Below are 1250 nucleotides of genomic sequence, written 5' to 3'. Positions count from 1 at the left end.
TATTAAATTGGTAAAATTCTTCCGGTGCAATCAAAACCTTACGGATTCAGGTACTGGTTCACCATTGGTTTCTTCAACAACTGTTTCAGAATTGGCTTGTGCACTATCGGATACCTGCGCATCTGGTGTGTAATTTGGGTAATTCATAACCTTGGGAAAATCCCCGGATTCAGGTGACTCGATTTTAGTGTCGGGATCATTCTGATCAGACAAAGAAAAATTCGTAAGGTCAGGATACAGGGAAGATTCGCCATTACCTTCGCTATCTTCATCAGTACTGGCAAGACATGACGAGGAATTCGCGTTCAAACCCATCGCTCGATAGTATGAATCGTTAGCATAATTTGATACCTCTTTAATTTCAGCATCAAGTGTATTCACACCCTCCTTAAATCTGGTGAGCTCACTAAAATTGATGCGAATAGCTCTTTCAGAGCCTGGTATGATAATTTCATACTTGGAGTCTGGATCATTCGAATCTTCCAAGCCTTTAAAAGCCTCCTCCAAATATTTGTCTTGTGGAGATTTATTTTTTTCTGCTGTCAACTCTTTTTTCAAATCATCAATTTGTTTTTCACAATCAGAAATTTGTTCGCCAGCTTTACTTAGTTCCTTTTGTAGAGTTGACTTTTCATTTTCAAGTTTTTTTATATCGCCTTTAAACGATTCGATTGTTTGACTATTTTTTGTACAAATTAATCTCAGTTTTTCATAATTTGATGTCAGTTCAGTAATAGTTTGTTGCTTGATTGTGATATCAGCTTTCAGTTCTTCGATCTTTTTATTATATTGCTCAGCCTGAGCACACAGTTTCGATTCAGCATTCTGCATTTCGTGTTTGTGTTTAGCCTCAGCTTGTTCGGCACGTTCAGTCATAGCAGTTGTATGTTGAGAACTTTCGTTGCAAAGAATTTCAAAGTTCCTACGTCCTTCATCAGCTGCCGCCTCTGCAGTTAAAGCTCTATCATTCAGCCTTTTAGTCTCAATTTTCAGCGTTTCAATCTCCTCTGTCAGCGCTGCAAATTCCTCTTTGGTAGGCATTTTTGTGTCAATGATTTCTTTCTTTTCAACACACCTGTCATAAAGGCTTTTGATACCATGAATGGTATCACCAACCAGCGAAGGCATAATTCCGAAAGGCACAAAGACTGTAGCAACTGCACGTCCGAGCCATTTACCGGCGATGCTTCCTGCGTCAAATTTACTGGAAACACTATCCGCCACTTTGTGGCACCAGCTTACAATGGTCC

At 39.4% G+C, this 1250-nt stretch carries 1 protein-coding gene; it reads right to left on the bottom strand.

Going from position 1 to position 1250, the window contains the following annotated elements:
- Positions 1-30: 30 nt before the first annotated feature.
- On the bottom strand, positions 31-1250 hold a 1220-nt coding region (locus KDK14_RS12465), incomplete at its 5' end, for a hypothetical protein (RefSeq protein ID WP_257265458.1).

Source organism: Endozoicomonas sp. ONNA2, assembly GCF_024606365.1.
In the GTDB taxonomy this organism is placed as follows: domain Bacteria; phylum Pseudomonadota; class Gammaproteobacteria; order Pseudomonadales; family Endozoicomonadaceae; genus Endozoicomonas.
The sequence above is the reverse complement of the archived record's forward strand: the minus strand, read 5'-3'. Positions and strand labels throughout refer to the sequence as shown.